Origin of the sequence: Variovorax glacialis (assembly GCF_051216375.1) — a bacterium.
In the GTDB taxonomy this organism is placed as follows: Bacteria; Pseudomonadota; Gammaproteobacteria; order Burkholderiales; family Burkholderiaceae_C; genus Variovorax.
The window spans coordinates 328,541-349,308 of record NZ_JBPJZT010000006.1 but is presented as its reverse complement, the minus strand read 5'-3'; the positions used below and the strand labels follow the sequence as shown (position 1 = coordinate 349,308).

Annotated in this window: 13 protein-coding genes; 8 read left to right on the top strand and 5 right to left on the bottom strand. The window is 69.0% G+C overall.

All coding sequences use genetic code 11. The annotated features are described in order from the left end of the window. Positions 1-55 precede the first annotated feature (55 nt). Positions 56-9,331: an autotransporter-associated beta strand repeat-containing protein gene (locus tag ACSFBL_RS18505; RefSeq protein WP_435517254.1), complete on the bottom strand. Its 9,276-nt coding sequence runs from the start codon at positions 9,329-9,331 to the stop codon at positions 56-58. A gap of 182 nt (positions 9,332-9,513) precedes the next feature. Continuing rightward, on the bottom strand, positions 9,514-10,401 hold the full coding sequence (locus ACSFBL_RS18500; protein WP_435517253.1) for a LysR family transcriptional regulator: 888 nt from the start codon (positions 10,399-10,401) through the stop codon (positions 9,514-9,516). A gap of 136 nt (positions 10,402-10,537) precedes the next feature. On the opposite strand from ACSFBL_RS18500, the gene ACSFBL_RS18495 reads away from it, so the two are divergent. Together ACSFBL_RS18495 and ACSFBL_RS18490 are read left to right on the top strand one after the other, a co-directional pair. Then, positions 10,538-11,296 (top strand): SDR family oxidoreductase, encoded by a 759-nt coding sequence (locus ACSFBL_RS18495; RefSeq protein ID WP_435517252.1) that lies wholly within the window; start codon positions 10,538-10,540, stop codon positions 11,294-11,296. Between the two features lie 80 nt (positions 11,297-11,376). Then, a complete protein-coding gene (locus tag ACSFBL_RS18490; protein WP_435517251.1) occupies positions 11,377-11,856 on the top strand; it encodes an FKBP-type peptidyl-prolyl cis-trans isomerase in 480 nt (159 codons plus the stop codon). Here ACSFBL_RS18490 and ACSFBL_RS18485 read toward each other — a convergent pair. Continuing rightward, on the bottom strand, positions 11,774-13,054 hold the full coding sequence (locus tag ACSFBL_RS18485; RefSeq protein ID WP_435517250.1) for a DUF2252 domain-containing protein: 1,281 nt from the start codon (positions 13,052-13,054) through the stop codon (positions 11,774-11,776). The two genes, ACSFBL_RS18490 and ACSFBL_RS18485, sit on opposite strands and share 83 nt — an antisense overlap. Before the next feature lie 128 nt (positions 13,055-13,182). Between ACSFBL_RS18485 and ACSFBL_RS18480 the strand changes: the two genes are divergently transcribed. Beyond that, positions 13,183-13,314: a hypothetical protein gene (locus ACSFBL_RS18480; protein ID WP_435517249.1), complete on the top strand. Its 132-nt coding sequence runs from the start codon at positions 13,183-13,185 to the stop codon at positions 13,312-13,314. Between the two features lie 147 nt (positions 13,315-13,461). Beyond that, positions 13,462-14,532 (top strand): pirin family protein, encoded by a 1,071-nt coding sequence (locus ACSFBL_RS18475; RefSeq protein WP_435517248.1) that lies wholly within the window; start codon positions 13,462-13,464, stop codon positions 14,530-14,532. A 4-nt stretch (positions 14,533-14,536) separates the two neighbouring features. Here the strand turns inward: ACSFBL_RS18475 and ACSFBL_RS18470 are convergent, their stop codons facing one another. Together ACSFBL_RS18470 and ACSFBL_RS18465 are read right to left on the bottom strand one after the other, a co-directional pair. Further along, a complete protein-coding gene (locus tag ACSFBL_RS18470) occupies positions 14,537-15,811 on the bottom strand; it encodes an extracellular catalytic domain type 1 short-chain-length polyhydroxyalkanoate depolymerase (protein ID WP_435517247.1) in 1,275 nt (424 codons plus the stop codon). Between the two features lie 90 nt (positions 15,812-15,901). Further along, positions 15,902-16,879, bottom strand: a complete 978-nt coding sequence (locus ACSFBL_RS18465) for a Bug family tripartite tricarboxylate transporter substrate binding protein (RefSeq protein ID WP_435517246.1) — start codon at positions 16,877-16,879, stop codon at positions 15,902-15,904. A gap of 148 nt (positions 16,880-17,027) precedes the next feature. Between ACSFBL_RS18465 and ACSFBL_RS18460 the strand changes: the two genes are divergently transcribed. Genes ACSFBL_RS18460 through ACSFBL_RS18445 form a run of 4 tightly spaced genes read left to right on the top strand, consistent with a single transcriptional unit; the run spans position 17,028 to position 20,755 of the window. Next, positions 17,028-17,600: a VOC family protein gene (locus ACSFBL_RS18460; protein ID WP_435517245.1), complete on the top strand. Its 573-nt coding sequence runs from the start codon at positions 17,028-17,030 to the stop codon at positions 17,598-17,600. Next, positions 17,593-19,095, top strand: a complete 1,503-nt coding sequence (mhpA, locus tag ACSFBL_RS18455; protein WP_435517244.1) for a bifunctional 3-(3-hydroxy-phenyl)propionate/3-hydroxycinnamic acid hydroxylase MhpA — start codon at positions 17,593-17,595, stop codon at positions 19,093-19,095. The genes ACSFBL_RS18460 and mhpA overlap by 8 nt, the downstream gene beginning before the upstream one ends. 21 nt (positions 19,096-19,116) lie before the next feature. Continuing rightward, positions 19,117-19,869 carry an IclR family transcriptional regulator gene (locus tag ACSFBL_RS18450; RefSeq protein ID WP_435517243.1) on the top strand — a complete coding sequence of 251 codons (753 nt, stop codon included), beginning with the start codon at positions 19,117-19,119 and terminating at the stop codon, positions 19,867-19,869. Positions 19,870-19,906: 37 nt separating this feature from the next. Continuing rightward, on the top strand, positions 19,907-20,755 hold the full coding sequence (locus ACSFBL_RS18445) for a fumarylacetoacetate hydrolase family protein (protein ID WP_435517242.1): 849 nt from the start codon (positions 19,907-19,909) through the stop codon (positions 20,753-20,755). The last annotated feature ends 13 nt before the right edge of the window (positions 20,756-20,768 follow it).

The following is a 20,768-nucleotide window of genomic DNA, read 5'->3' as shown; positions in this document are numbered from 1 at the left end:
CCCATCGCCATGCGCCAAGTTTGCAAGTTGAAGTAGGCGCCGGCCCACTCCGGGCTCAGAACTTCCAGAGCAGGTTGGCCTTGATGCCGTAGTCGGTGAGGCCGCTGCCCACCTGCCCGATGTAGGTCAGGCCCAGGGTCACGTCACGGCGGAGCGCAAGGTCGAGGCCGCCCTCGATCACCGCAACGTTCTTCGCGATAGGCACCCCTGCGACCGTGAAGGCCGGCTGTGCTGCCAGCGCGAGCGTCGCCGTCTGGTCCACGCTGCCGAAGGCGTGGCGCCAACCCAGCATGCCGCGCAGCGTGGCCTGCATGCTGCCGATCTCGACCTGGCTGCTGCCGCGAAGGCCGAGCGTGCTGAAGGTGCTGTCGGTGCTGCTGCCGCCGGCGCCGAGCGCTGCGACGCCGCCGCGTTCGGCAAAGCCGTCGGTGTGCAGGTGCACGTACGCCAGTCCGGCGAAGGGCTCGATCGTGCCGCTGCCCGCGTCGAGGCGCCAGCCCAGCTCGCCGAAGGCCTGGGCCGTCTGCGCCTTGTAGCTGCCCGCCAGCATGTCCGCGAAACCGGTGAAGCCGACGGCGCGATGCGTGTCGATGCTGCTGTCGGTGTAGCCGGCGCCTGCGCGCAGGCCCAGCGCGCCCCATTGCCGGCCGCCATACACGCCGAGGTGATAGTTGTCGCTGCTGGCCGAAGAAAAGCGGCCGTCGACGTCGACGTTGGCATAGCTGTAGCCGCCGAGTGCGCCCACGCGCCAGTCGTCGCCGACGCGCGTGTCGCCGCCGATCAGCACGCCGCTCGTCGACCGGTCGATGGCACCGGCATTGCCGTCGCCGACGGTGTCGCCGCGGGCGCCGAAGGCATAGGCCCAGACGCCGTTGTTGGCGGTCATGTCGGCCGGTGCGGCCACGCCGCCGAGGGCCTGGCGCACGCGACTGAGGCTGGCGTCGCGCACGAAGCGGCTGTCCTCGACGAGCGCGGACTTCACCGATGCATGCACCTCGCCCGAGAGCTGGCGGAAGGCCAGCTGCGCGGTCGGCGCATCGAGCTGGACCACCGCGTTGAAGAGGGTGCCTGCGGTCTGCGCCTGGACGGCGGCGCCGGTCGCGCTTTCGTTGGGCGTGGTGCCGATCGATTCGAAACTCACGTCGTTGCGCTGCAGGCGCAGCGCCACGTTCCGCCCGTCGTAGCTGAGCGTCGGGTCGAGGAAGGCGAAGTTGCTGGTGACGCCGCCGAAGCGGCCGGTCACGCCGTTGCCCGCGCTCACGATGGTGTACGTGGTGGTCGGGTTCCAGCGGCCGTCGGCCAGCACGCTGACGGCGCCGCCTTGCAGGTTGATCGCGCCGGTCGCGCGGATCTGGTCGACGCGACCATCGCCGTTGGCTTCCACCTGGTAGAGCGAGCCCGCGGCCAGTGTCATGTCGCCTGCGACGTGCAGCGTTCCGATCGAGTTGCCCGGGGCCACGGTCGCGCCGGCCTGCACGACGGTGGTGCCGACGGTGCCGGTGCCCTTCAGCGTGGTGCCGCTGCCCATCGTGAGGGTGCCGCCGAGCGCGCCGTTGACCGCGAGCGTGCCTGCCGTCACCTGCGTGCTGCCGGTGAAGGCGCTGCTGTCGGCGGTGAGGTTCAGCGCACCGGCGCCGCTCTTGGTAAAGCGGCCGTTGCCCGACAGGGGGTTGGTGAAGGTGGCGTCGGTCGGCTGTCGGACCTCGAGCGCGGCGTTGTCGACGATCGCGCCGGCGCCGAAGCTGGCCGCGTTGCCGATCAGCGTGCCGGCCGAGATGGTCGTGCCGCCGGTATAGGCATTGGCGGCGCTCAGCGTGGTCGTGCCGGTGCCGATCTGCTTCACGCCGCCAGTGCCGGAGATCAGGCCTTCGAAGCTCACTGCGTCGCTGCGATTGAAGGCCAGGGTGCCGTTGTTGCTCACGTCACCCGTGATGGAGCCGGTCGTTCCACCGTTGCCGAGTTGCAGGGTTCCTGCCGAGATCGTGGTGCCGCCGGCGTAGGTGTTGGTGGCGGTGAGCGTCGTGGTGCCGGTGCCGATCTGGCGCACGCCGCCGGTGCCGGAGATGACGCCATTGAAGTTTGCGGCATCGCTGCGGTTGAAGGCGAGCGTGCCGTTGTTGGTCACGTCGCCCGTGATCGAGCCCGTGGTGCCACCGTTGCCGAGCTGCAGCGTGCCGGCCGAGATCGTGGTGCCGCCCGTGTAGCTGTTGGTGGCGGTCAGCGTGGTCGTGCCGGTGCCGATCTGCTTCACGTCGCCCGTGCCGGAGATCACGCCATCGAGGCGCAGGGCGTCGCTGCGGTCGAAGGCCAGCGTGGCGTTGTCGGTCACGTTCCCGGTGATCGAGCCGGCCGTGCCGCCGTTGCCGAGTTGCAGCGTGCCGGCCGATATCGTCGTGCCGCCGGTGTAGGTGCTGTCGGCGGTCAATGTGGTTGCGCCTGTGCCGGTCTGCTTCACGCTGCCGGTCCCGGAGATCGCGCCGTCGAAAGCCACGGCGTCGCTGCGATTGAAGGCCAGCGTGCCGTTGTTGGTTACGGTCCCGGTGATGGCCCCTGTCGTCCCTCCGTTGCCAAGCTGCAGCGTGCCGGCGGAGATCGTGGTGCCGCCGGTGTACGTATTGGCGCCGGTCAGCGTGGTAGTGCCGGTGCCGATCTGCTTCACGCTGCCGGCGCCGGAGATCACGCCATCGAAGCTGACGGCGTCGCTGCGGTTGAAGGCCAGCGTGCCGTTGTCGGTCACGTTCCCTGTGATCGAACCAGTCGTGCCGCCGCTGCCCAACTGCAGCGTGCCGGCGACGATCGTCGTGCCGCCGGCGTACGTGTTGGCGGCCGTCAGCGCGGTGGTGCCGGTGCCGATCTGGCGCAGGCTGCCACTGCCGCTGATCGCGCCGCCGAAGATGTTGACGTCGCTGCGATTGAAGGCCAGCGTGCCATTGTTGGTGACGTCACCGAGGATCGATCCGGTGGCGCCGCCGTCGCCGAGTTGCAGCGTGCCGCCCGAGATCAGCGTGCCACCGGTGTAGCTGTTCGCGGCCGTCAGCACGAGCGTGCCCGAGTCGGTTTTCTCGAGCCGTGTGGCGCCTGCCAGTTCTGAACGGACGGTCGCGGTAACGGGCGTTGCGCTGCCGTCGCCGACGCGAACGATCGCCTGCGGGCCCGTCATCTGGATGGGGCCGCCCTGCACCACATAGCCATCGCTGGCGAACTGCATGCCGGTGACCGCCACCGCGCCTTGCGAGTTGTCGACCGTCACCGTGCCCGCGGTGCCCTGGAAGATCGCAAAGCCGGGGCGGGGCGTCATCACCGAATCGATCGTGCCGTCCTGGTTCGCCCAGTTGCCGCTGGTCGCAGTCCATGTGCCCGTGCCGCCGTCGACGATGCCGTTGTTGAGGTGGGCGATGCTGCCGCCGTCCCAGAAGGCCAGCGTCTGGCCGGCGGTGTTCACCAGGTTGACCTGGCTGGGAATGGCGGTCTGGACCGACAGGACGGAGCCCGTCGGCGCGGCGCCGATCTGCAAGCCGTTGTCGACCAAGGCGCCGCTGTAGTTGAAGAGCCGGTACACGCCCGCGCCGAAGCCGCCCATGTCGGTGACGTTGACTTGCCCGTCGAGCGTGAGCGCGCCGTTCACCTGGAACAACGTGGGCGCGCCGGCTGCACCGAGGGTCGCGTTGATGCTGGAGGTGCTGCCCAGGGTGAGGGCGCCCGTGGTGAGCGTCTGGCCGCTGCGGCCTTGCAGGGTGGCGCCGTTGGCGATGCTCACAGCGCCGCCGATGGTGCCCGCGCCGGCCAGCGTCGCGCCGGAAGCGACACCGACTGCGCTATTGAGCAGTGCGCCGTCGACCTGCAAGGTGCCGCCCGTCACGCTGGTGTTTCCGGTGTGCGTGCTGACGCCGGTGAGGATGGCCGTGCCGGTGCCGGCCTGGGTCACGGTGCCGGTCCCGAAAATCGAGCCGCCATAGGTCATCGCGCCCGAGCGATTGAAGACCAGCGCACCCGCGTTTGCGATGTTGCCGGCGATCGAGCCGGTGGCGCCTCCGTTCCCGACCTGCAGCGTGCCGGCCGAGATGGTCGTGCTGCCGGTGCGGCTGTCGTCGCCCGTCAGTAGCAGCGTGCCGCTGCCGAGCTTGGTCAGCTGGCCGATGCCGGTGACCGCGCCGCCCAGCGTCACCGTGTTGCCGTTGGTGTTGAGGGTGCCGCCACCGCCGTTGACGGAAACGGCCCGCGTCGCCGCGACGATGTTGCCTGTGGCGTTGAGCGTGCCGCCGTCGAAGGTGATGCCGCCATTGGCGTTGCCGAGATTGCCGTTCTGCGCGACGGAGATCGTCCCGCCCGTGATCCTGGTGCCGCCGGTGTAAGTGTTGGCGGCGTTGCCCAGGACCAGCGTGCCGCTGCCGTTCTTGGTGAGCGCACCCGTTCCCGCTGCGCCGGACACGACGCCAGTGAGCGTCAGCGTCGTGCCGCTGTCGGGGCTGAGCGCCCCGCCGGCCGCGCCGAGGGCCACTGCGCGCGCCGAGGTGAGGGTCTGCGTGGTGTCGAGCGTGCCGCCGCTGAGCGTAAGACCGCCGCTCGTGGCCCCCAGGTTCCGGTTGTCGGCGATCGAGAGCGTGCCGCCCGACACGATCGTGCCGCCGGTGTAGTTGTTGCCGACGTTGGTCAGGACCAGCGTGCCGCTGCCACTCTTGGTGAGAGCACCGGTGCTCGTGACCTGGCCCGAAAGCGTCAGCGTCGTGGCGGCGTTGGTGTTGAAGTTGCCGCCGCCTGTGCCGAGCGTGACGACGCGGTTCGAGGTGAAGCCTTGGGTCGTGTTGAGCGTCCCGCCGCCGCTGAGCGTGAGTCCACTGGCCGCAGTGCCCAGGTTTGTGCCCAGGCTCGCGTCCTGCGAGATCGACAAGGTGCCGGCGGAGACGGCGGTTCCACCGCGGTAGCTGTTGTTGCCCGCGAGCACGAGCACGCCGGTGCCTGCCTGGGTAAGGCGTCCGGTGCCCGAGACCGCGCCCAGCAGCGAGAGGGTCGTGGCCGCGCCCGTGTTGATGGTGCCGCCCCCGGCGAGTTGGACTGCGCGGTTCGTGGCAAGGCTGGCCGTGGTGTTGAGCGCGCCGCCGTTGAAGATCACCGTGCCACCGTTGCCGAGGTTCGCGTCGCTGGCGATCGAGAGCGCACCTGCGGTGATCGTGGTGGTTCCGGTGTAGCTGCTGTTGCCGCTCAGTGTGAGCACGCCGGCGCCGAGCTTGGTCACGGTGCCGGTGCCGGAAATCGCACCGCCGTAGCTGGATGCGTTGGAGCGGTTGAAGACGAGCGCGCCGCTGTTGCTGACGTCGCCGACGATGGAGCCCGCCGTGCTGGCGTTGCCGATCTGCAGTGTGCTGCCGCCGGAAACCGTCGTGAGGCCGGTGTAGGTGTTGGTGCCGGCGAGCACGACGGTGCCGCTGCCGAGCTGGTTCACTGCGCCGGTGCCGGAGATTACGTTGGCGAATGTGCGCGTGTCGCTTCGGTTGAAGGCGAGGGTGCCGTTGTTCACGATCGCCCCGCCGGCGATCGCTCCGGTCGTCCCGCCGTTGCCGATCTGCAGCGTCCCGGCCGTGATGGTGGTGGTGCCGGTGTAGGTGTTCGTGCCGGTCAGGACTGTCGTGCCGCCGCCGATCTGCGCGACGCCGCCCGCGCCGCTGATCACGCCGCCGAAGGTGGCGGTGTCGTTGCGATAGAAGGCGAGCGTGCCGGCGTTGGCCACGTCGCCGACGATCGAGCCGGTGTTGCCTCCGGTACCGATCTGCAAAGTGCCTGCCGAGATGGTGGTTCCGCCCGTATAAGTTTCCGTGCCGCCGAGCGCAAGCACCCCGGCTCCCGCCTTGGTCAGACGACCCGCGCCGCTGACGGTACCGCCCAGCGTCAGGGTGGTGCTCGCCGCCGTGTTGATCGTCGCGCCGGCGCCGAGCTGCACCGCGCGGTTCGTGGCGAATGTGCCCGTCGTGTTGAGCGCGCCGCCGCTGAAGACGAGGTTGCCGCCGTTGCCCAGGTTCGCGTCGCTGGCGACCGAGAGCGCCCCCGCCGCGATCGTCGTGGCGCCCGTATAGCTGCTGCTGCCGCTGAGCGTGACGGTGCCCGTGCCGAGTTGGCTCACACCGCCGGTGCCGGAGATGGCGTTGCCGATGGTGAAGGCGGTGGTCCGGTTGAACGCCAGGGTGCCGTTGTTGACGATGGCGCCCGTCGCGTCGATCGAACCCACCGTGCCGCCGTTGCCGATCTGCAGCCTGCCGGCGGAGATGGTGGTGATGCCGGTGTAGGTGTTCGCGCCCGTCAGCACCGTGGTGCCGCTGCCGAGTTGGTTCAAGCCGCCAGCGCCCGAAATCACATTGGCAAAGGTACGGGTGTCGGTCCGGTTGAAGGCGAGGGTGCCGTTGTTCACGATCGCGCCGCCGGCGATCGCTCCGGTCGTCCCGCCGTTGCCGATCTGCAGCGTCCCGGCCGTGATGGTGGTGGTGCCGGTGTAGGTGTTCGTGCCGGTCAGGACTGTCGTGCCGCCGCCGATCTGCGCGACGCCGCCCGCGCCGCTGATCACGCCGCCGAAGGTGGCGGTGTCGTTGCGATAGAAGGCGAGCGTGCCGGCGTTGGCCACGTCGCCGACGATCGAGCCGGTGTTGCCTCCGGTACCGATCTGCAAAGTGCCTGCCGAGATGGTGGTTCCGCCCGTATAAGTTTCCGTGCCGCCGAGCGCAAGCACCCCGGCTCCCGCCTTGGTCAGACGACCCGCGCCGCTGACGGTACCGCCCAGCGTGAGCGTGGTGCTCGCCGCCGTGTTGATCGTCGCGCCAGCGCCGAGCTGCACCGCGCGGTTCGTGGCGAATGTGCCCGTCGTGTTGAGCGCGCCGCCGCTGAAGACGAGGTTGCCGCCGTTGCCCAGGTTCGCGTCACTGGCGACCGAGAGCGCCCCCGCCGCGATCGTCGTGGCGCCCGTGTAGCTGCTGTTGCCGCTGAGGGTGACGGTGCCCGTGCCGAGTTGGCTCACGCCACCGGTGCCGGAGATGACATTGCCGACGGCGAAGGCGTTGGTCCGGTTGAACGCCAGGGTGCCGTTGTTGACGATGGCGCCCGTCGCGTCGATCGAACCCACCGTGCCGCCGTTGCCGATCTGGAGCCTGCCGGCGGAGATGGTGGTAGTGCCGGTGTAGGTATTCGCGCCAGTCAGCACCGTAGTGCCGCTGCCGAGTTGGTTCACGGCACCGGTGCCGGAGATTACGTTGGCGAATGTGCGCGTGTCGCTTCGGTTGAAGGCGAGGGTGCCGTTGTCCACAATCGCCCCGCCGGCGATCGCTCCGGTCGTCCCGCCGTTGCCGATCTGCAGCGTCCCGGCCGTGATGGTGGTGGTGCCGGCGTAGCTGTTCGTGCCCGTCAGGATCGTCGTGCCGCTGCCGAGCTGGCTGATGCCGCCGGTGCCGGACACCACGTTGGCGAAGGTCCGGCTGTCGCTTCGGTTGAAGGCGAGCGTGCCGCTGTTCACGATGGCACCGCCCGCGATCTCGCCGGTGGTCCCGCCGTTGCCGAGCTGCAGCGTGCCGGCCGTGATCGTGGTGGTGCCGGTGTAGGTGTTCGTGCCTGTCAGCACGGTCGTCCCTGTGCCGATCTGCCTCACGGCACCCGCGCCGCTGATGATGCCGCCGAAGGTCGACGTGTCGCTGCGATTGAAGGCGAGCGTGCCGGCGTTGACCACGTCGCCGGCGATCGAGCCGGTGTTGCCCCCGGTACCGATCTGCAAGGTGCCCGCCGAGATGGTGGTGCCGCCCGAATAGGTGTCGGTGCCGCCGAGCGCGAGCACGCCGCTTCCTGTCTTGATCAGTCGACCCGCGCCGGAGACCGTGCCTCCGAGCGTCAACGTGGTGTTCGTGGCGGTGTTGAAGGTGCCGTTGCCCGCGTCGATCTGGACTGCGCGCGTCGGCGCGGTTGTGGCGGTGGTCAGCAGCGTGCCGCCGTTCAGCGTCAGCAGGCCCGCGCTGTCGCCGAGGCTCGCGTCCGTCGCGATCGACAGCGTGCCGCCGGCGATCGTCCAGGGCGTGAGCGCGGTGGTCGCGCCGGTCAGCGTCCAGGTGCTGGTGCCCTCCTTGCGGAAGGAAGCGAAATTGCGGTACTGCGACGTGTTGCCGATGTTCGCGGCATTGAAGCTGCCGTTGGCCGTGCCGCCCAGGATCAACCGGTCGTTGCTTCCCGCGGTCGCCACCACATTGCCCGTGATCGCGGAGCCCGCTGTAAGCGACAGCGTGTTGTTGCCGCCGAAGAAGCGGATGGCGTCGGCCCGCGCAGTGCCCACGAGGCCGCCGGAGATGGCCCCGCTGTTGGTGACCGTGACGCCACCCCCCGTGGCAATGATCCCGACGCCGCCAGCGCCCGCCGCCCCTGCCGTACCGCCCTGGGTGGCCGCACCGCCCGCACCGCCCGTGCCGCCTGAGATGGTGCCGAGGTTGGTGAGGTTCCGCGTCCCGGTCAGCAGCACGCCGGCGCCGCCATCCCCGCCTGCGCCTGCCGAGGCCGCGGTCGACGCGCCGCCGGCGCCGCCGGTCCCGCCGCCCACGGTCCGGCCCGCATTGACTGTCACGTCGCCGCCCGCACCGGTGACGAGAAGGCCAGTACCTCCCTGTCCGCCGCCGCCAGCGCCACCGTACCCCCACGCCGTCGGATTGAAAGGCGAGGGCGCGCCAGCCGCGCCACCGGCAGCACCGTTGCCACCGGTGACCGTCGCGTTGATCGCCACGGTGCCGCCGGTCGACGTGGCCACGCCAGCGCCCCCGGCACCACCGCCGCCGCCGCCGCCATCGATGAAGCCGCCCACCACCGCCGACGCGGCCGCACCCGCGGTGCCGTTGCCGCCGGTGGCGTTCGCGCCGATGGCGATGTTGCCGCTCGTGGAGCGCTGCGCGGTCGTGCCGCCCGTGCCGCCGGCCGCCACGGCACCGCCGCTGCTGCCGCCCGTGCCGCCGGCCGCGCCGTCGCCGAAGGTCGTGCCGGTGGTCAGGGTCGCGCCACCGCCGCCGCCGCCGCCCTGCGTGAAGGAGGTCCACGCCCCCGACCCGCCAGCAACGCCCGCCGGTTGCGACAACGTCCCGCCAGCGCCCCCTGCACCGGCGTTGCGCCCGCTGCCACCGTTACCGCCGTCCGCCCATCCGTTGCCCGCAGCCATCGCGGCCAGCGCCATGACGCAAGCCGAAGCGAGCACCGACCGGCGTGGTGCCGAAGAGATCACGGCCCCGGAGCCGCTCGCGCTGCCCCGCACGGAGGTGGCCGTCTCCGACACGGCCTGGCAGACGCCGGTGGCGCGGTTGAAGACGATCCGGTGCACGCGATTCATTCGATGTCTCTGGCGGTTTGATTACTAAAGATACACATTGTGGATTTCACGCCACGAATATGTAACTACTTCGTGCTAGTTTTTTGCGCAAAACCGCGAATTATGTTGGCGCGCTCGGCCGCGTGCGAGGGCGTGTCGCGCCGAAGTAACGCGCGCCCGCCGAACGGTCCCTGCCGACCGCCTCAGCCCAGAACCCGCACCAGCTCGTCGTAGACCAGCCGAACGCGCGCCGGCACCGGCGAGCGCCGGGACCGATAGACGTACATCGGCCAGGGGTCCGGCGCCTCGGCGTCGAGCACGGATACCAGCGCGCCCGATTGCAGTCCCGGCTCGGCCAGCGAAGCGACCAGTTGGCCGAAGCCCAGCCCGACGGTCACGGCGGCGCATTCGGCGTCGGTGTCGTCGGTGATGAAGGCCGCCGGCGGCATCGTCACGTGCCGCCCCCGGCTGAAGAGCCAGGCCCACGGGCGGCCGGAGTTGCCATCGATGAGCGCGGTGATGGGCAGCGTGGCCAAAGCGTCGACATCCTCCGGCATGCCGACGCGCGCGATCAGCGACGGGGCGGCGACGACCTTGAGCGGCACCTTGCCGATGGGGCGCGCGACGAAACGGCTGTCGCGCAACGGGCCGATGCGCACGCCGACGTCGATCTGCTGGTCGACCACGTCGGCGAGTTGTTCCGAGAGGCGCAGGTCCAGCGTCAGCCCCGGATGGGCGAGCAACATCGGCCCCAGCGCCCGCGGGATCAGCCGACGCCCGAGCACGCCCGGCGCCGCGACGCGCACGACGCCGGCATGCTGCGAAAGCGCCCGGCGGTCGATGCGGTGAAAAAGCTCGTCCACGCCGCCGACCGCAATGCGGGCACGGTCAGCCAGTTGCCGCCCGAAGTCGGTGAGCTGCACGCCGCGCGTGCTGCGGTGAAAGAGCGGCTCGCCCAGTTCCTCCTCCAGTTCCCGCACGGCGCGCGTCACGACCTGGGGCGAGACGGACAGCCTCACCGCGGCGTCGCGGAAATTCGCGGCATCGGCGGCCGTGCAGAACACGCGGAGGGCTTCGAGGCGGTTGGACACGTGGGTTCGTTGGGGCGGGGGCGGGGATCAGTATTCCGGAATGGCGAATTCTGAAGTCGCCAGAGTTCCATTTACGGAAACACGCGGATTTTCCACACTGACGCCATCCCATCAACCACGTCCCAAAGGAACTGTCATGACTGCAACCATCGAGAACAACATCGCCGGCAAGGTCGCCATCGTCACCGGCGCGAGCAGCGGGCTCGGCGAATCCACCGCGCGGCACCTCGCTGCACGCGGCGCGAAGCTCGTGCTCGCGGCCCGCCGCACCGACCGGCTCGACAAGGTCGTCGCGGAAATCCGCGAGGCCGGCGGCGACGCGATCGCGGTCGCCACCGACGTGTCGAAGCGCGCAGACCTCGAAAAGCTGGCCTCCGCGGCCGTCGAGGCCTTCGGCCGCATCGACGTGCTCGTCAACAACGCGGGCGTGATGCCGCTGTCGCCCATCGAGAAGCTCAAGGTCGACGAGTGGGACCGCACGATCGACGTGAACATCAAGGGCGTGCTCTACGGCATCGCGGCCGTGCTGCCCCGCATGAATGCACAGGGCAGCGGCCACATCATCAACATCGCTTCGGTCGCCGGACTGAAGGTGTTCACGCCCATCGGCACGGTCTACAGCGCGACCAAGTTCGCGGTGCGCGCGATTTCCGAAGGCTTGCGCGCCGAGACCGGCAACGGGATCCGTGTGACCATCGTGTCGCCCGGCGCGGTCGAATCCGAACTGAAGCACGGCACGAGCGACGCCGAGAGCGCCGCAGGTGTGAAGGCCTTCTACGACGCCAACCAGATCCCCGCCGACTCCGTGGCGCGCGCGGTGGTCTACGCGGTCGAGCAGCCCGCGGACGTCGACATCAACGAGATCGTTCTGCGCCCGGTGACGCAGGACTTCTGAGTCGCTGCCGGAATGCCGCGCAGGGCGAATCCGATGCCCGTGCGCGGCATCGTCGTGCTTCCTTTATGCTGCGCGACGCTATGAAGATTCAAAAAGACTCCGTCGTCACCCTCCGCTACAAGGTGGCCGACGCCACCACCCAGAAGCTCATCGAAGAGAGCCGCGACCCCATGGTCTATCTGCATGGTGGCTACGACAACACCTTCCCGAAGATCGAGGCGGCGCTCGACGGCAAGGAAGCCGGCTTCCAGACCACGTTGAACCTGCAGCCGGAAGACGCATTCGGCCTGCGCGACGAATCCCTGGTGCGCACCATCCCGAAGAGCGACTTCCCGCCCGGCGTGAAGGTGGGCGGGCAGCTCGAAGGCCGCAACGACGAGGGCGAACCGCAGGTCTTCAACGTGATGAAGATCAAGGGTCCGCAGGTGATCCTCGACGGCAACCATCCGCTGGCCGGCAAGGCGCTGAAGTTCAGCGTCACCGTGACGGGCGTGCGCGCCGCGACCGAGGAGGAGATCGCGCATCGCCACGTGCACGGCGAGCACGGCCACCATCACTGAGGTTGAAAGCACCGTCGTCGTACGCCGAAGCGTAGGTCGCCCAGTCGCGGCGCACCTGCGCGGCACACTCGACGGAAGCGTCGAGCATGCGTGCCCTCCACTTGTTGCGCTTGCCGAAGTCGATCAGTTCGTCGGCAATGGCCGAACCTTCGCGACCGGCGCTGCGCAGCTGCGCCCACGCGACCAGCTTTCCCATCACGGCGATCACGCCTTCGAGATCGGTCGCGCCTTGCGCTGACTTGCCGCCCAATGTCACGCGGTCCTCGGTCGGTTGCAGGCCGCGCAGCACGTAAGGCGATCCGTCCACCATCACCGGCTGCAGAAAGGCCATCGAGACGGCCTGGAGGCGACGCTGCAATGCGACGACGCGATGGGCTTCCGACTTCCACTTCGGCTGCGGCACCTTCAGGTGCGGCACCAGTGACGACGGGAGCGCCTGCTTCAGGTCCAGCACATAGTTGCCTTCGGTCGAGCCCTTGCCCTCGACCAGGATGGCATATCGGTCCACACCGAGGCTGCCCGTGCCGGCGATTCGCCGCGCCACGTCCAGCACGCGGTAGAACTTCGGATTCGCCTGAGCTGCTGCGTATCGATCGACGACCTCGATCACCTTCGCCCGCTGTTCGTCGGATGCGGCCAGGGCCTTCTTGCCGTCCGTTCGCAGCACGCGAAGTCGGCCATCGATGTCCGTTCGGCCCGCGAGAAACTGCGAGCGCTGCCGCTCCCGCAGGCCGTCGAGCAGCGCGCGCACCAGCCCCTGCGCGGTGTCGCGCTCCACCCAGTAGGCCTTGCCGCCCGACAGGGCCAACGCATAGCTGTCGAGGAAGATCTCGCAGAGCTTGCGCGCCTCACGCGGGCGCACCGGGATGCTTTCCGCGCCGACCCGGAGGCTCGTGAGAAAGCGGACCAGGTCCCAGCTTGCCGGGGCCAACGCCGCCTCGTCGAAATCGTTCATGTCGAAATAGACGAGACGGTTGTCGCCCTTGAAGCTGCCGAAGTTCTCGAGGTGCAGGTCGCCGCAGACCCAGGTCAGCGGCGCCGCGCGCGGCACGCCGATGCGGGAGAGCCGGTCGTAGAACAGATGACATGTGCCGCGCAGGAAGACGAAAGGGCTCGCGCGCATGTTGCGGTACTTGAGCAGCAGGCGATCCGGGTCGCGGCCTTCGTTGAAGACGCGGATCTCACGCACGACATCCATGGCGGACCTCCTGTTTCGACATGCCTCGAAAACGCTCCCGGCCACGATACGCGATACGGCACGAGAAGGCACTTCCGCCGTCAGGGAGCCATCAGCCTCGCAGATGCACAGTTCAACCCATGACGCGGATGTCCATCAGAAGCAGGCGCTGGAAGCGCATCAGGCATGCGCGCCCACTGTCCGTCGTGCTCAGCGCCTTCGCGGCGCTGGTGGCAGTTTTTGCCGCGGCATATTCGATCAACCTGCTGATCCATCACTGACGCGGCTCGCGTCGCATCACGACACGATCGTTGCACGCGTGACGCCACTGCGTTGCGCGATCCGCCCTTTCGTGGCTGCCGAATGGCCCCATATTCCATGGACCGTCCCTGTCGCATCGACCGGGCAATCCAAAGGAATCGCGCGCCATGACCACCGCCAGCCCCATCGTCCAGATCAAAGCCCTCGGGTTTCCGTGGGAAACGATCGATCCGTTCCTGTTCTGCGCCTACCACGACGACGCCTACCCACGCGCCAACGCGCAGATGGGGCCCGACGTGCCGCTCGCGGGCCGCAACCTGGGGCAGGACTTCAGCCGCAAGGACGGCTGGAGCATGTACCACGGCGACACCGTGCCCGGTTTTCCGGGGCATCCGCACCGCGGCTTCGAGACGGTGACCATCGTGCGCAAGGGGCTGATCGACCATTCCGACTCGCTCGGCGCGGCGGCGCGCTTCGGCGGCGGCGACGTGCAGTGGCTCACCGCCGGCAAGGGCATCGTGCATTCGGAAATGTTCCCGCTGATGAACACGGGCGCGCCCAACCCGCTGGAGCTGTTCCAGATCTGGCTCAACCTGCCCGCCCGCAGCAAGATGGCGGAGCCGCATTTCACGATGTTCTGGTCGGAAGACATTCCGCACTTCACCGCGACGGACGCCGAAGGCCGCAAAACCGAGGTCGCCAGCGTGGCGGGCCGCATCGGGCCGGTGGACGGCGCGCCGGGCGAAGGCGGTCCGCTGGCGCCGCCGCCGGATTCGTGGGCCGCGCAAGCCGACGCGGATGTGGCGATCTGGACCTTGCGCATGGAGCCCAGCGCGCGCTGGACGCTGCCGGCCGCAACGGGCCAAGGCACCCGCCGCACGCTCTATTTCTTCAAGGGCCGCACGGTGTGCGTGGCGGGCCAGGTCGTGGACGGCCACGCGGCGATCGAACTGCGCGCGGACGCCGCGGTGGAGCTGATTAATGGCGACGAGGTGAGCGAGTTCCTGGTGCTGCAGGGCCGTCCGATCGGCGAGCCGGTGGTGCAGTACGGTCCCTTCGTGATGAACACGCAGGCCGAGATCGCCCAGACGATGGCCGACTACCGCCGCACCCAGTTCGGCGGCTGGCCGTGGCCCGGCGAAGCGCCGGTGCACGGCCGCGATCCGGCCCGCTTTGCGCGGCATCCGGGCGGGCGCGAGGAACGGCCCGAAGGCGTGGTCGAGCCGGCCCGCGCCTGACCCGTCAATTGCAGCCCGCGGGCGCCTGCGCGAACCAGCGCCCGCCGGTGCCCTGGAACAGGCGCACCTGCGAGAAGTAGAAGTCCCAGACGAGCCCGATGTCGCGCATGTCGCCGGTCGTCAGCGCGCGCAGGTTGAAGAAGCCGCCCGGCACGGCGCGGCCCGTGCTGACATGCGAGCCCGGCGCGGCATTCACCGAAGTGCAAGCGGGCGGCGGTGGAGGAGGTGGCGGCGGCGTTGTCGACGTGTCCATCGCGTGGCGCGAGAAGAAGTCCCACACGATGTCGGGATAGCTCGGTCCCTGGCGGATGGCCCAGGGCCCGTCGCGGCCGTCCTGCCCGCCGATCCAGTAGTGGCCATGGTCGGTGTCGCTCGTGTTCGGCGTGTCGATCGGGCCATCGAAGAACACGGTTTCGACCAGCGAGCGGCTGCCCGGCTGCGCATCGCCCGTGTAGAAGATCTGTTCGCATCCGAAGCTGTTGCCGAACACCGGTGCGCAGGGTTGCTGGCGTGCTTTCGCACTGGCCGGCGTGTCGTGCGCGGCGTCGCCATTGAGCTGGAGCTGGGCGTCGCGGATGTTCCGCCCCGCGGGCTGGATGACGGTGCAGTCCTTGTTGTTCTGCAGGACCATCAGCGGGATCGCGTACGGGCTGTCGCGCTCGCTGCGCATGGCGGCGACGATCTGGCTTACCGGACGGAAGGTGGCGGAGCCCGGGCAGCCCGAGAACGACACCGAGGCCGCGTCCTCGCCATACGGCAGGCCCGAGGCACTCGCGGCAGCAGCGAAGTACTCGTTGTGGGTGACGGACAGCACCACCGCCATCGCCGCACCCGATGACAGCCCCGTCACGTAGCGCCGCTTCGGATCGATGCCGAAGCGCGATTCCACCTGAAGGCCGATCTGGTGCAGGTCCTCGGGTTCGCCGCGGCCCTGGTGGCGGTGCTGGTCGAGCCAGAAGCCCCAGCAGTTGGTGTTGCGCAGCCCGTCGTAGCTGGTGATGAAGGGCGCGACGAGGATGAAGCGGTAGCGGTCGGCGGCAGCGACCATGCCCCAGTCGCGCAGGACGTCGTCATGGGTCTGCTGGCAGCCGTGCAGCACCATCACCATCGGCGCCGGAGCGCTGAGACCATCGGGGACGTAGACCTTGTACAGGCGGGCCCGCGAGCCCGGGTAGCCTTGTGCCGCGAGCGTGAACGCACTGGTGGTGCCCGCCGGTGCGGGCAGTGCCGAGAGCACGAGCAGGACGACGGCGACCCAGCGTGTGAGCAAGCGAATCATGGCGCACCGTCCTCGGGATGGGGTGCAGGGACCTTAGCCCGCCGTCATCGAGGTCGCAAGAGGACGGTCGCCATACGGCGACTGGCCGACTCATTCGAGCTTGACGTTGGCCTGCTTGATGACCGCGCCCCACATCGCGCGATCGGCATTGATGAAGGCGGTGAACTCGGCCGGCGTGTTGCAGCGCAGTTCGCCGCCGTACTGGCGCCACTTCTCTTCCAGTTCCTTCGACTCGCAGGCCTTCTTCATCGCGGCGCTCAGCTTGTCGATGATCGGCTGCGGCGTGCCTGCGGGTGCCAGCAGCCCCTGCCAGGCGATGGGCGCGTAGTCGGGCAGGCCCGATTCGGCGAAGGTCGGCACGTCCGGGAAGCTCGGATGGCGCGCCTTGCCGGTGATGGCCAGCAGCTTGAGCTTGCCGGCGCGGATGTTGGCGGCCGCGGCGGGCAGCCCGTCGAACATGAGCTGCACCTGGCCGGCGATCAGGTCGGTGTAGGGGCTGTTGCTGTTGTAGGGCACGAGGTTGGTCTTCACGCCCGCCGCGTTGTTGAACCAGACGCCCGACAGGTGCGAGTAGCTGCCGATGCCCGCGGTCGCGACCGTCGCCGAGTCGGGCTTGGCCTTGAGCTCGGCGATGAGGGCACGGGCGTCCTTGGCCGGCACAGCGGGGTTGGCGATGAGCCCGGTGTTGAGCACGCCCATCAGGCTGATGGGTGCGAAGTCCTTCTCGGCATTGAAGGGCAGCTTCGCATAGAGATGCGGCACGACAGACAGCGAGCTGGTGGTGCCGATGTAGAGCGAGTAGCCATCGGCCGGCGCCTTGGCGGCGACTTCGGTGCCGATGATGTTCGATGCGCCCGGCCGGTTCTCGACGAAGAAGGACTGGCCGAGCACCTTGGTGAGCTCCGCCGCGATCTCGCGCGCATTGGCATCCGGTCCGCTGCCGGCCGGGAAGGGGGCAATGATCCTGACGGGCTTGGCGGGGTAGTCCTGCGCGTGGGCGGCCAAGGCCGTCAGGACCAGCATGCAGGACGCCAGCAGGCGGGCGGAAAGGGCATGTCTCTCGTGCATCGATGTCTCCATGTGATAACGCGTGCAACCCGCACACGTCGCGATCATACGAAAACTATGTTGATTGTCAAAATACGATAATCTAGATATTATTTCTCCGACGCTGACGCGAAAATCCTTTTCTCGTTATCGAAGAGAGACACTGGCGATGACACCTACCACCCCCACGACAACCGATGGCTTGGCACTGCAGTTCAGTCATATCGGCTTCTATGTGCGCGACTTGCCGCGAATGGCCGGCTTCTACAAGGACGCGCTCCGCTTCACGCAGACCGACGCGGGCGACCTGGGCACGGTGCAGCTCGTGTTCCTGAGCCGGGATCCGTCGGAGCACCACCAGATCGTGCTGGCGACCGGCCGGCCCGAGGACCTGCCTTTCAACGTGATCAACCAGATCTCCTTCCGCGTGCCCGATCTCGCGACGCTGCGGCGCTTTCACGATCGGCTGCTGGCGCACGGCGCGCGCGACGTGCAACCGGTGACGCATGGCAACGCGATCTCCATCTACTGCCGCGACCCCGAGGGCAACCGGATCGAGCTCTTCGTCGACACGCCCTGGTACTGCGAACAGCCGCTGCGCGAGCCCATCGACCTGGGCCGGTCCGACGAGGAGATCCTGGCGCGCGCCGAGGCCATCGCGAAACGGCTGCCCAGGTTCATGAGCCGCGCCGAATGGCAGGCCGGCGTCGCCCGCCGCATGCTGGAAGACCAGCGTGTCTGACCGCGACGACACGATGTTCGACGTCGCGATCGTCGGCTTCGGCCCGACCGGCGCGACGCTCGCCAACCTGCTGGGCAGCGCGGGGCTCTCGGTGCTGGTGCTCGAGAAGGAAGCGGAGGTCTATCCGATGCCGCGCGCGATCCACTTCGACGGCGAGGTGATGCGCATCTTCCAGAGCATCGGCCTGCGCGACGAGGTGATCGCGATCTCCCGGCCGGGCACCCAGGGCATGCACTTCGTCAATGGCGCGGGCGAGACGATGCTGATCCGCGGCGGCACGGCGGCGCTGGGGCCGCACGGCTGCGCCAACAACTACTACTTCCACCAGCCAGAACTCGAAGCGCTGCTGCGCCGGGGCGTTTCCCGCTTCGGCAGCGTGTCCGTCAGGCTGCGGCACGAGCTGGTCGGGCTCGCGCAGGATGACGACGGCGTCGCGCTCTCGGTGCGCGATCTTGCCGGCGACCGGTGCAATGACTTCAGGGCACGCAATGTCGTCGGCTGCGACGGCGCGCGTTCGCCGGTGCGCGCAAGCATGGGCACGCCGATGGTCGACCTGGGCCTGCGCCAGCCCTGGCTGGTGTTCGACGTCATGCTGCAGCGCGAAGTCGACCTGCCCGACCACACGGTGCAGCACTGCGACCCGACGCGGCCGATGACCTATTGCAACGTGATCGGCGCCCGCCGCCGGTGGGAGATCATGGTGCTGCCGGACGACGACCGCACCGCCCTCGTCGCGCCCGACAACCTGTGGCGAATGGTCTCGCGCTGGGTGCGGCCCGAGGATGCGCGGCTGGAACGCGCGGTGATCTACACCTTCCATTCCGTCATTGCCGAAGGCTGGCGACAGGGCCGGCTGCTGCTGGCGGGCGATGCCTGCCACCAGACGCCGCCCTTCCTCGGGCAGGGCATGTGCGCGGGCATCCGCGACGCGGCCAACCTGGCGTGGAAGCTTGAAGCCGTGTTGCGCAACCGCGCGCCGGAGAGCCTGCTCGATACCTATGAAAGCGAACGCGCGCCGCACGTGCGCTCGCTGATCGAACTGGCCGTGCGACTCGGCAACCTCATCCAGACCACCGATCCCGCGCTTGCGCGGGAACGCGATGCGAAATTCCGCTCCGGCCAGCCCGAGATCTTCGAGCTGCCGGCACAGTTGCTGGGCGAGGGCGCCTTCGATTCGCAGCAGGGCACGCCCGCTGGCAGGCCCTTTCCGCAGCCGAGGCTGGCCGATGGCCGCCTGCTCGACGAACTGCTCGGCCGGCGCATGGCGGTGATCGGGCGCAACGGCACGATCTCCGGCGTGTCGGCCGCAACCACCGAACGCTGGCAGCGCGCGGGCGCGATCGTGATCGACCGGCCCGATGCCGGACTCGCCGCATGGCTGGACGCCCACGACGCCGATGCGGTCGTGCTGCGCCCCGACCGATATATCGTCGGGGTCGCGCGCACGGCCGGAGACCTGGAACGCATTTCGCAGCACATGCCGGTCGCGCCATGAACTCACGAGGAAGGAATCGGCGTGCCGGAAAAATCAATGTCCAGCCTGGGGCGCATGCTGGGCGTGCTCGACCTGTTCGACGACACGCGGCTCACGCGCACCGCGGAGGACATCGCGGCGGCGATGGAGGTCTCGCTGCCCACGGGCTATCGTTACGTGCGCACGCTGCTGGAGGCCGGGCTGCTGCAGCGGGTGGAGAACTCGCACTACACGCTGGGGCCGCGCATCATCCTGCTCGACCACTACATCCGCAAGGCCGATCCGGTGCTGCGGGAGGGCATTCCGGTGATGCGGGAGCTGGTCGAGAAGACGGGCTTCGACTGCGTCACCTCCGGTCTCTTCGGCACGCAGGTACTGGACACGCACCGCGAGATGGGCGGCGCACCGGCCACGCTGGCCTATGGGCGCGGGCGTCCGCGTCCGCTGTTCGAGGGCGGCGCGCCGAAGGTGCTGCTGGCGAGCTTCACGCCCGCGCAGTTGCGCAAGGTCTTCGACGCGCGGCACGCGGAGATCGTCCGCTGCGGGCTGCCGGCCGAGTGGAGCGAATTCCGCAAGTACTACGCGGCCATCCGCAAGGCCGGCCACTACGTCTCGGTGGGCGAACTGGAGCCGCAACTGGCCGCCGTCGCCGCGCCAATCCTGAAGAGCGACGGCAGCGCGTGGGCCGCGCTGTCGATCGTGCTCGACACCTCGCGGCTCGCGATCGTCGACACCCGCAAGCTGGTCCAGCTCGTCACCGAGGGCGCCGCCCGGATCGGCGCACGGCTGACCTGACGGATTTCCTTCCACCCCTTCGTTTCACAGGCACACCATGAAGCTCAGCAGTTACCAGTACAACGGCCAGGACGGCTACGGCACCGTGCAGGGCGACCGCGTCGTCCCGTTGCGCAGCGTCTTCGGCGACCGCGCGCCCGATCTCAAGGCGTTGATCGCCGCCGGCCTCCTGGCCGAAGCCGCGAGCGCGGCCCGGACCGCGACGGCGACGCTGCCGCTCAGCGAAGTGCGCTTGCTGCCGGTGATTCCGAATCCAGGAAAGATCGTTTGCGTCGGCCTCAACTACGGCGACCACGTGCGCGAGACCGGCCGGGAGATCACCGAGAAGCCGACGCTCTTCCTGCGCGTCGCCGAATCGCAGGTGGCGCACGGCGAGGACATCGTGCTGCCGCCGGAATCCTCGCGGCTGGACTACGAGGGCGAGATCGCCGTCGTCATCGGCAAGGGCGGTCGCCGCATCGCGGAGGCCGACGCGTGGGCGCACATCGCGGGCTACGCCTGCTACAACGACGGCAGCATCCGCGACTGGCAGTCCGCCACGCCGCAATGGACCGCCGGCAAGAACTTCTGGCGCACCGGCGGCTTCGGCCCGTGGATGGTCACGCGCGACGAGATCGGGGACGACCAGGTGATGACGCTCGTCACGCGCCTGAACGGCGAGGAGATGCAGCGCACCACCACCGACAAGCTGATCCACAGCATCCCGCGGCAGATCGCGCACATCTCGGCCTTCACGCCTTTGTCGCCCGGCGACGTGATCGTGACCGGCACGCCGGGCGGCGTCGGCGCCAAGCGCACGCCGCCAGTCTGGATGAAGCCGGGCGACGTGGTGGAAGTGGAAGTCGACGCGATCGGCGTGCTGCGCAACGGCGTGCGCGCGGAGTAGCGGCCGACCGGCG

What these genes read in the sequence shown, in the direction of transcription:
- ACSFBL_RS18505 (WP_435517254.1), bottom strand. Translation starts at nt 9,331, where the DNA reads ATGAATCGCGTGCACCGGATCGTCTTCAACCGCGCCACCGGCGTCTGC.
- ACSFBL_RS18475 (WP_435517248.1), top strand. Translation starts at nt 13,462, where the DNA reads ATGACCACCGCCAGCCCCATCGTCCAGATCAAAGCCCTCGGGTTTCCG.
- ACSFBL_RS18485 (WP_435517250.1), bottom strand. Translation starts at nt 13,054, where the DNA reads ATGGATGTCGTGCGTGAGATCCGCGTCTTCAACGAAGGCCGCGACCCG.
- ACSFBL_RS18490 (WP_435517251.1), top strand. Translation starts at nt 11,377, where the DNA reads ATGAAGATTCAAAAAGACTCCGTCGTCACCCTCCGCTACAAGGTGGCC.
- ACSFBL_RS18460 (WP_435517245.1), top strand. Translation starts at nt 17,028, where the DNA reads ATGACACCTACCACCCCCACGACAACCGATGGCTTGGCACTGCAGTTC.
- ACSFBL_RS18480 (WP_435517249.1), top strand. Translation starts at nt 13,183, where the DNA reads ATGTCCATCAGAAGCAGGCGCTGGAAGCGCATCAGGCATGCGCGCCCA.
- ACSFBL_RS18470 (WP_435517247.1), bottom strand. Translation starts at nt 15,811, where the DNA reads ATGATTCGCTTGCTCACACGCTGGGTCGCCGTCGTCCTGCTCGTGCTC.
- ACSFBL_RS18445 (WP_435517242.1), top strand. Translation starts at nt 19,907, where the DNA reads ATGAAGCTCAGCAGTTACCAGTACAACGGCCAGGACGGCTACGGCACC.
- ACSFBL_RS18465 (WP_435517246.1), bottom strand. Translation starts at nt 16,879, where the DNA reads ATGCACGAGAGACATGCCCTTTCCGCCCGCCTGCTGGCGTCCTGCATG.
- ACSFBL_RS18495 (WP_435517252.1), top strand. Translation starts at nt 10,538, where the DNA reads ATGACTGCAACCATCGAGAACAACATCGCCGGCAAGGTCGCCATCGTC.